At 64.2% G+C, this 8,819-nt stretch carries 7 protein-coding genes; 2 read left to right on the forward strand and 5 right to left on the reverse strand.

Annotation, left to right across the window (positions count from 1 at the left end):
• On the reverse strand, positions 1 to 1,982 hold a 1,982-nt coding region (locus tag EN984_RS12630), incomplete at its 3' end, for a pseudouridine synthase (RefSeq protein WP_245480058.1).
• Positions 1,983 to 2,263: 281 nt separating this feature from the next.
• On the opposite strand from EN984_RS12630, the gene EN984_RS12635 reads away from it, so the two are divergent.
• On the forward strand, positions 2,264 to 2,713 hold the full coding sequence (locus EN984_RS12635) for a nucleoside deaminase (RefSeq protein ID WP_127271509.1): 450 nt from the start codon (positions 2,264 to 2,266) through the stop codon (positions 2,711 to 2,713).
• Positions 2,714 to 2,749: 36 nt separating this feature from the next.
• Here the strand turns inward: EN984_RS12635 and EN984_RS12640 are convergent, their stop codons facing one another.
• From EN984_RS12640 to EN984_RS12650, 3 genes are all read right to left on the reverse strand, one after another.
• Positions 2,750 to 3,430 (reverse strand): hypothetical protein, encoded by a 681-nt coding sequence (locus EN984_RS12640; protein WP_127271160.1) that lies wholly within the window; start codon positions 3,428 to 3,430, stop codon positions 2,750 to 2,752.
• Between the two features lie 205 nt (positions 3,431 to 3,635).
• A complete protein-coding gene (gene ileS / locus EN984_RS12645; protein WP_127271507.1) occupies positions 3,636 to 6,596 on the reverse strand; it encodes an isoleucine--tRNA ligase in 2,961 nt (986 codons plus the stop codon).
• A gap of 233 nt (positions 6,597 to 6,829) precedes the next feature.
• Complete coding sequence (locus EN984_RS12650; protein WP_127271597.1) at positions 6,830 to 7,636, reverse strand: MipA/OmpV family protein; 807 nt, start codon at positions 7,634 to 7,636, stop codon at positions 6,830 to 6,832.
• A 195-nt stretch (positions 7,637 to 7,831) separates the two neighbouring features.
• Here EN984_RS12650 and EN984_RS12655 point away from each other — a divergent pair, with 195 nt between their 5' ends.
• Entirely contained in the window at positions 7,832 to 8,386 is a 555-nt protein-coding gene (locus EN984_RS12655) for an HdeD family acid-resistance protein (protein WP_127271600.1), read from the forward strand.
• Positions 8,387 to 8,403: 17 nt separating this feature from the next.
• On the opposite strand, the gene EN984_RS12660 is transcribed toward EN984_RS12655, so the two are convergent.
• A partial coding sequence (locus EN984_RS12660; protein ID WP_281057283.1) for a riboflavin kinase occupies positions 8,404 to 8,819 on the reverse strand: 416 nt, incomplete at its 5' end.

Here is an 8,819-nt window from a genome sequence, read left to right on the forward strand (position 1 = left end):
AAAGCACCACGCGGCTTGTCGCCGAAGCCACCGCGCGGTTTGTCGCCAAAATTGCCGCGCGGCTTGTCGCCAAAGCTGCGTTCGGGGCGCGGGCCGCGTTCGCCAAAACTCTTCTCCGCGCTTCTGTCGGGACTTGTCGACAGTTTGCCCAGCGCCTCGTCGCGGCTGCCTTCGCGGCGCTTGCGGTTCTTGATCAAACCGCCCTCGCCGATCGGGCGGCGCTCACCGTCGCGGGTGAATTTCGGCCGCTCCGGCTCCGGCTCGCGAACTTCGGTGCGCCGCACCGGCTTGTTGGAAAACGGCTTGGTGACATCGGCGTCGAAATTGGCGCCGGATTCCTCGACCAGGCGCTCGCCGAGTTGGTCACGCAGAACCCTGCCCTTGATCTCGAGCACATGGCCCTCGGCGAGGTCATCGAGCTGGAACGGCCCGTAGGAGATGCGGATCAGCCGCGTCACGTCGAGGCCGAGCGAGCCAAGAATGTTTCTGACTTCGCGGTTCTTGCCCTCGCGCAGGCCGATCGTCAGCCAGGCATTGGTGCCTTGCTCACGGTCGAGCGTCGCTTCGATGGCACCGTAGAACACGCCGTCGACGGCAATGCCTTCACGCAGGCCGGCAAGCGCGCTTTCCTCGACCTTGCCGTGGACGCGCACGCGATAGCGGCGCAGCCAGCCGGTGGCCGGCAGTTCGAGCACGCGCGAGAGGCCGCCATCATTGGTGAGCAGCAGCAGGCCTTCGGTGTTGATGTCGAGCCGGCCGATGGTCATCAGCCGCGGCAATTCAGCCGGCAGCACGTCGAAGACGGTCTTGCGGCCCTCGGGATCGCGGTTGGTGGTGACGACGCCGGCCGGCTTGTGGAACAGGAACAGCCGGGTGCGCTCGATCGGCGGGATTTCCATGCCGTCGAGATGGATGATGTCATCAGGCATGACGTTGAAGGCCGGCGAAGTCAGGGCGCGGCCATTGACCTTGACGCGGCCGGCGGCGATCAGCTCCTCGGCATCGCGGCGCGAGGCCAGGCCGGCGCGGGCCAGCCGCTTGGCGATGCGCTCGCCTGCCTCTTCCGCGCCCTCGGCGGGACGCGGGCGCGGCTTGAAGCTGCCGCCTGACGCGCCTTGCGGCCGATCGTTGAAATCCCGCTTCGGGCGATCGCCGAAATCGCGCTTGGGGCGGTCGACGAAGTCACGCTTCGGCCGATCGCTGGCGTCGCGCGGCGCGCGGTCACTGAAATCACGCTTAGGACGGTCGAAACGCTTTTCGCCGCCCGCTGCCGCCGCAGCCGGCCGGTCGCCCCGCGGTGCATAGGGCTTGCGCGGCCCCTCGCGCTTTTCATAGGGCTTGCGCTCGCCTTCGGCGGCCACCGGGCGATCGCCACGGGGCGCATAAGGCTTGCGCGGCCCCTCGCGCTTTTCATAGGGCTTGCGCTCGCCTTCGGCGGCCATCAGCCGGTCGCCGCGCGGTGCATAAGGCTTGCGCGGCCCCTCGCGCTTTTCATAGGGCTTGCGCTCGCCTTCGGCGGCCACCGGGCGATCGCCGCGCGGTGCATAAGGCTTGCGCGGCCCCTCGCGCTTTTCAAAAGGCTTGCGCTCGCCTTCGGCGGCCACCGGGCGATCGCCGCGCGGTGCGTAGGGCTTGCGTGGTCCTTCGCGCTTCTCATACGGTTTGCGCTCACCCTCGGCGGCCATCGGGCGGTCGCCGCGCGGTGCGTAGGGCTTGCGCGGCCCTTCGCGCTTCTCAAAAGGCTTGCCTTCGGGACGCGGGCCTTTGCTGAAAGGCTTGTCCCCGCCCTTGAAATCGCGCTTCGGCCGCTCGCCATCGGCAGCCATCGGCCGATCGCCACGCGGTGCGTAAGGTTTCTTGGCGCCAAAGGACGGCTTGCCGCCCTTGCCCGCGGCGCCATCACGGCTGCGCGGTCCCGCGGCTTTCGGCCCACTCTTGGCCGGACCGTTCCTGGGTCGGAATTTCTTGTCGTTGTCGTCCATGTGGCCTTTATCCGTTTGCGCTGCTACAGCGTGGCGCATCCTTTCGGGCGCGCAACGAACGCTGTAGCACTTTTGATGTGGCGCATGATCATTTTCGAAAACCGAGTCCCGATTTTCGAGGTCCTGCGCTCAATAACAGGATCACTGGAGTTTGTCAGGGAAAAGTGGAGACCGGTTTTTCCAAAAAGACAAACGAAAATCAAAAGCCTGGAGCAAGTGCGGTTCATTCGAAACGAACTTGCTCCGTCAGGTGGCGAGGAGATAATCGGAGTGGAAATCGCGTGAAGCGGCCCGATTTCATGGCGCTGGCACTGAAGGAGGCCGAGGCTGCCGCCTTGCGAGGCGAAGTGCCGGTCGGCGCCGTCATCGCCAATGGCGCTGGTGTTGTCGCCAGCGCCGGCAACCGCACACGCGAACTTGCCGACCCGACCGCGCATGCCGAGATGCTGGTCATCCGCGAAGCTTGCCGCAAACTGTCGGCCGAGCGGCTGACCGGCCATGATCTCTATGTGACGCTGGAACCTTGCGCCATGTGCGCCGGCGCCATTTCCTTTGCCCGGCTGCGCCGGCTTTATTTCGGCGCCGCCGACGACAAGGGTGGTGCCGTGGTCAATGGCGTACGTTTTTTCGCCTCGCCGACCTGCCACCACGCGCCCGACATCTATCCGGGCATGGGCGAGACCGAAGCGGGTCTATTGCTCAAGGAATTTTTCCGGGAACGGCGCGGCTGAACCGGGCGCAACGCCCGGCGACACAACGTGGTGTTCTTACAGAGACGGCATCCAGTCGAACCAGCCGCTGCCCTTCTTGCCTTCCGCCTCTTTCTTGAGGCGGCGTTCCTTCTTGTACTCGTCCTCGCCAAGCTGATCTTGCGGCGCCGTGCCGGCCGCGACACGATACTGCACTGGAGGCTCGCTCAGATATTTGCGGGTGTTCGGATCGCCCTGCTTGCTGTCGGCAAGGCGGCGCTGGATCTCGGCGGCACGGCCCTTGTCGGAATCGGCCGGTGTCCATGCCGGCGGGTGGCTCGACCCTGACTCCGCCATCGCCCTCTTGACCGAGGCCGGGTCCGTCTGCACGTCGTCGATGATCTCCGACTGATAGGCCGGGTCGTTCTGATGGGCGGTGGCGTCGGCGCGCAAGCGGGCGCGGCGCTGCTCGGGCGATTCGGGCCATTCGGCGCTCGCCGTCTCGATGCTGTCCTGCGGGGCCGGCAGCGCTTCCTTCTGGCCTGGCGCCGGCTTCACGAGCGTCGGACGCGGCTTGTAGTCGATCTGTTCCTTGCGCTTCGGCGCGAATGAAAAAGCGCCCGAAATATCGCCGGCCAGTTGTTCGCCGGCGGTCTTGTCGGTGCCGTAGGTCGGAGAGCCCATGCAGCCCGACAAAGCGAGGCCCGACGCGACAAGCGGCGCCAGCAGCGCCAAGCGCGCATTATATCTCTCGGTCATGCCAAAAAGTCCCACTCTAGACAGCCTCTCGATTGCCACCAGCTTGTGGCCGGTCCCCATCGTCCAAGCACTTGCGACGGAAATCCGGCGACAATTTGTCTTCCGGAGTTTCGCGTGTTTACCTCAACCACTCGTTAAGGGCAACGCGCGGGCGGTTTTCGCCCGCCCGGCGTGGCATTTGTGCACCGATCCAGCCGACTAACCGTTAAAGTCGGCCAAGCGCTTTCAATTCATGCAGCACCGCCGCATCCCTGGCCGAAACATCCGGGAATTCCGGATCCTGGCCAACATCGGCGGTGTAGCGCCAGGAGCGTGCACATTTTAACAGGCCACGATCCTCGGCCTTCTCGACCACCACGGCGACACCCTTGACGTCGTCGATCGCGAAGGCACCAGCCGGTGCCTCGCCATGAGCGATGACCAGATCGCTGGTGATCGCCATCTCGGCCATGTCGACATCTGAAATCGCCGCTTCGAGCGCTGCGTCGTTGATTGTGACGACCGGCACCGCTTCCAGCGACGATCCGATCACCTTCTGGGCGCGCGCGATCTCCAGCGCGCCGGTAACGACGCGCCGCACCTGCCGCACCTGGCGCCACTTTTCCGCCAGCGCCTCGTTCTTCCAGTCCGCCGGGATTTGCGGGAACTGGTCGAGATGCACCGAGACGGCGTCGGGATGACGGTCAAGCCAGGCCTCCTCCATGGTGAAAGGCAGCATCGGCGCCAGCCATTTCACCAGGCAATCGAAGAGATGGCGCACCACCTGCACCGAAGCCTTGCGCTTCAGGCTCGACGGCGCGTCGCAGTAGAGCGCGTCCTTGCGGATGTCGAAATAGAACGCCGACAGCTCGACCACCATGAAATCGAGCAGCATGCGGGTGATGCGCTTGAATTCGAAGGCGTCGTAGCCCGAGCGCACGACCTCATCGAGCTCGGCCAGCCGGTGCAGCATCAGCCGCTCCAGCTCCGGCATTTTCTCCAGCGGCACCTCTTCGCCATCGTCATGGGCAAGCGTACCCAGCATCCAGCGGATGGTGTTGCGCAGCTTGCGGTAGGCGTCGATGTTGGTCTGCAGCACGTTCTTGCCGAGCCGCTGGTCCTCCCAGTAGTCGGTCGTCACCACCCACAGACGCAGTATATCGGCGCCCGACTGCTTGATGACGTCCTGCGGCACCACGGTGTTGCCCAGCGACTTCGACATCTTGCGGCCATCCTCGTCCATGGTGAAACCATGGGTGACGACGGTGTCGTAAGGCGCCCTGCCCCTGGTGCCGCAGCTTTCCAGCAGCGACGAATGGAACCAGCCGCGATGCTGGTCGGAGCCTTCGAGATAGACGTCGGCCGGCCATTTCAGGTCAGGACGATCTTCCAGCGTGAAGGCGTGCGTCGAGCCCGAATCGAACCAGACGTCGAGGATGTCCATCACCTGCTTCCACTTCGAAGCGTCGTGATTGCCAAGGAAACGCTCCTTGGCATCAGCAGCGAACCAGGCGTCGGCGCCCTCCTGCTCGAAGGCGTCCATGATGCGCTGGTTGACCGCTTCGTCCTTCAGCACATTGCCGTCGGCATCGGCGAAGACAGCGATCGGCACGCCCCAGGCGCGTTGGCGCGACAGCACCCAGTCCGGCCGCTCCTCGATCATGGCGCGGATGCGGTTCTGGCCGGCGGCGGGCACGAAGCGGGTGTCGTCAATGGCCTTGAGCGCCCGGCTGCGCAGTGTCGAGCCGTCGCCGAGGTCCTTGTCCATGTAGACGAACCACTGCGGCGTGTTGCGAAAGATGATCGGTTTCTTGGACCGCCAGGAGTGAGGGTAGCTGTGCTTCAGCCGGCCGCGCGCGAACAGCGCGTTGCGCTTGATCAGCTCGTCGATGACGGCCTGGTTGGCGTTGCCCTTCTTGCCGTTGTCGTCGATGACACGCGCCGGTCCACCCTCCCGGTCGGGGCCGAAACCCGGCGCGTCCTTGGTGAAGAAACCGCCGTCGTCGACGGTGAACGGGATGGCGGGATCGATGCCGCGTGCGCGCAGATCCACCGCCGCATCCATCCAGGCGTCAAAGTCCTCGCGGCCGTGGCCGGGCGCGGTGTGGACGAAGCCGGTGCCGGCATCGTCGGTGACGTGGTCGCCGGCGAGCATCGGAACGGCAAAGTCGTAGCCGCCGCAAAAACCCTTGAGCGGATGCGAAAGCGTAAGGCTTCCAAGCTCTTGCGCCGAAACGCTGCGGAGACGATTCAAGGTGACCTTGGCCTTGACCGAGGAGTCTTCGGCCAGCGCATCGGCAAAGATCAGTTTTTCACCCGACTGCGGGCCGAATGCGTTCTCGGCTGCCGTGACCTCATAGAGGCCATAGTTGATGCGCGGCGAATAGTTGACGGCACGGTTGCCGGGGATCGTCCATGGCGTCGTCGTCCAGATGACGACATGTGCCTGCAGCAGATCGAGTGCGCCCTCCGTCAGCTTGGTCTCGCCATCGACAGGGCGGGCCAAGCTGGCGACCGGAAACTTCGCCCAGATCGTGTCGCTCTCATAGTCGTGGTACTCGATCTCGGCCTCGGCCAGCGCCGTGCGCTCGACCACGCTCCACATCACCGGCTTGGAGCCGCGATAGAGCTGGCCCGACATGGCGAATTTCAAGAGCTCGCCGGCGATGCGCGCCTCGGCATGGAAAGCCATCGTCGTATAGGGGTTCTTGAAATCGCCGATGACGCCGAGGCGCTGGAACTCGGCCCCCTGCACAGCGATCCAACCCGCGGCGAACTCACGGCATTCCTTGCGGAATTCGTTGACCGGCACCTCGTCCTTGTTCTTGCCCTTGGCGCGGTACTGCTCCTCGATCTTCCACTCGATCGGCAGGCCGTGGCAGTCCCAGCCGGGCACATAGTTCGAGTCGTAGCCGCGCATCTGGAACGAGCGGGTGATGACATCCTTGAGGATCTTGTTCAGCGCGTGGCCGATATGGATGTTGCCGTTGGCGTAGGGCGGCCCGTCATGCAGCACGTATTTCGTGCGGCCGGCAGCGCTCTCGCGCAGCTTGCGGTAGAGATCCATGTCCTGCCAGCGCTTGACCAGCAGCGGCTCCTTCTCCGGCAAGCCGGCACGCATCGGGAAATCCGTCTGCGGCAGGTAAAGCGTTTTGGAATAGTCGATCGTTTCAGTTGTATCGGTCATTGGTCTGCCATTTGCATTGCCCGGCGGGCGTACAAGCTCGGGCGTGAACTATCATGTTATGGAAAAAGCGCGAGGGGGCGCGCAGAAACTCCCGGCGGCTCCGGCGGCGCTCAGGCCACCCGGAACACCGGGCCTGTAATTCGTATCGCGATCGCGAAAAGGCGCGAAAAGCTGGTCATGGCTGGGCTTTTAGCCGAAGCCACGGCAGGAATAAAGCGTCTCGTTCGATTCACCTACATCGTGAAATCGAAGCGGTAGGTGGTCGACACGCCAATCATGAACTGGTTGCGGTCGCCGCGCTCCTTGACCAGGCTGGAATCGGCCGCCGGTCCCATCAGGCGCGAATATTCGCCAAACAGGCTGGCGGTCATCGGCTCGGTCACCTTCCAGGTTATGGCGCCGCCGAGGCCGGTCGATTTCAGCCCGCCACCGGGATGATATTCGCTCAAGCCCGAGGCCACGGCTTCCTGTGCGTTGACGCCGTAATAGGCGTCGAAATAATTGCCTGAGGCGAAGGAAACACGCGGACCGCCCGAAATCCTGACGGTCGGCGTCACATCGTAAAAGGCGTCGGCGGCGATGTCGGCGACAAAGCCGTTGTGAGCGCGAATGCCGTGGCGCAGCTCGGCGCGGGCGCGCAGCCAGTCGGTCGGATAGAATTCGAAGAAGCCGCCGACTTCCCCGCCCCAGCGCACCGGATCGAGGCCCTTCAGCTCATCGGCGTTGTCATCATCGCGGGAAAATAGGAACTTGCCGGTCAGGCCGGCGCGGAAACCGCCATCATCGACCAGCGCCAGCGAGATGTTGTCGTTGCGCGAGACAAAGCGGGCCGCCGGTCCGGCCTTGCCCAGCGAAATGATCGGCGAGGCGCTGAGCAGGTACTTTTTGCCGCCCTCGAAATTCGGCGCCACCATGCCGGTGGCACCTACGGTCAGATACCAGTCGCCGGACAGCCAGCTGCCCTCGCCCGCATGGGCAGTGCCCGCTCCGCCCAGCACCGCAGCGGCCAACACCAGAGAGATTCTTCCGACCGGACTCATGGCCACTCCACTAACACGACACACACGATTACCGATGACAGCTTTGACGGCCCTTTGGTAAAATTTGATTTAAACCCGAGACATACGCTCGCGCTTTTGCAGCGGTCCCGCTGCCGGTCATCGACTGGACGTTGGCCCGTGCCCGGATTACCTTCCATCCGCAGTATTCCGCAGCCCTCGATGGAGACCGCGACAATGACCCTGCATGGCGACGCCTTGAAAATCGCGCTCGAACAGACACGGACAAAATGGGGATGGTTTGTCGCGCTCGGTGTGCTGCTGCTCATCTTCGGCGGCATTGCCTTCGCCAATCTGTTCGTCGCCACAGTGGCTTCCGTCTACGTCGTGGGATGGCTGATGCTGATGGCGGGCATAATCGAGATCGTGCACGCGTTCGGCGTCAAGACCTGGAGCCGGTTCTTCTATTGGCTGCTCAGCGGACTGCTGTACGCCGTTGCCGGCTTCTTCGCTTTCGGCAATCCGCTGCTTGCCTCGGCGGTGCTGACGTTCCTGCTGGCGATCGCGCTGGTCGCGTCAGGGGTGCTCAGGGCCTGGGTCGGCTACAGCCATCGGCCGGAACGCGGCTGGGGCTGGCTCGTCGCTGCCGGTGCCATCAGCGCGCTTGCAGGCCTGATCATCGCGATGGGCTGGCCGGTCAACAGCCTGTGGGTGCTCGGGCTGTTCCTGGCGATCGACCTGATCTTCCAGGGCTGGACCTTCATCGCCGTCGGCCTGGCATTCAAGAAGTAGCCGGCATCACGCCTGGCTCAAAAAGCCATGGCCGCGTCGAGCTCGGAGAGCGGCCTGACGCCGGCGAGCAGCGCGCGTGCCTCGGCTTCATCGCGTTTCATCTGCGCGACCAGCGCGTCGAGCCCATCGAACTTCACCTCCGGGCGCAGGAAACCGAAGAAGGAAACCTGACAGACCTCGCCATAGAGGTCTTCGGAGAAGTCGAAGACGAAGGTTTCCAGCAGCGGCGTGCCATTGTCATTGACGGTCGGGCGCCGGCCGAAGCTGGCGACGCCGTCGTGAAGCGTGCCGTCGGCGCGGCGGAAGCGGACGGCATAGATGCCCTCCTTGAGTGCGGCTTCAGCCGACAGCCTCATATTCGCGGTTGGAAAGCCAAGGGTGCGGCCAAGCTGCTGTCCGCCGACCACTTCGCTTTCGACGGTGAAGCGGTAGC

Source organism: Mesorhizobium sp. M7A.F.Ca.CA.004.12.1.1 (assembly GCF_003997835.1).
Taxonomy (GTDB): domain Bacteria; phylum Pseudomonadota; class Alphaproteobacteria; order Rhizobiales; family Rhizobiaceae; genus Mesorhizobium.

Excerpts from the sequence above, each read along its gene's own strand:
- EN984_RS12640 (WP_127271160.1), bottom strand. The coding sequence starts at position 3,430 with ATGACCGAGAGATATAATGCGCGCTTGGCGCTGCTGGCGCCGCTTGTC.
- ileS (WP_127271507.1), bottom strand. The coding sequence starts at position 6,596 with ATGACCGATACAACTGAAACGATCGACTATTCCAAAACGCTTTACCTG.
- EN984_RS12650 (WP_127271597.1), bottom strand. The coding sequence starts at position 7,636 with ATGAGTCCGGTCGGAAGAATCTCTCTGGTGTTGGCCGCTGCGGTGCTG.
- EN984_RS12655 (WP_127271600.1), top strand. The coding sequence starts at position 7,832 with ATGACCCTGCATGGCGACGCCTTGAAAATCGCGCTCGAACAGACACGG.